This window comes from Bacillus sp. SIMBA_154, assembly GCF_046536015.1.
Lineage (GTDB): Bacteria > Bacillota > Bacilli > Bacillales > Bacillaceae > Bacillus > Bacillus pumilus_P.
Genome location: NZ_JAWJBV010000266.1, coordinates 1 through 271 on the forward strand (window position 1 = coordinate 1; position 271 = coordinate 271).

At 33.9% G+C, this 271-nt stretch carries 1 pseudogene; it reads left to right on the forward strand.

The features are described from left to right. Positions 1-271 (forward strand): annotated as a pseudogene (locus R0K30_RS21985) (PAS domain-containing sensor histidine kinase); the annotation flags it as partial.

The window sequence follows — 271 nt, forward strand, 5'->3', positions numbered from 1 at the left end:
TATTGATATTGACCTTTCTGAGGTTCACAAGGCACAAGCAGAAGCCACATTTAATGCCAGTATGTTGAAGACTATCTTTGAAGCCATTCCCGACTTATTTTTTGTACTAGAGCAAAATGGCATCATTGCTGATTACCATGTTAATAATAGTAAGGACCTGTATATTTCACCTGAGCAGTTTATTGGTAAAAAAATGATTGATGTACTGCCTGAAAAAGTAGCGGAAAAATTTCAAATTCATATAGAAAAAACAATAGCTCAAAACAGAGAT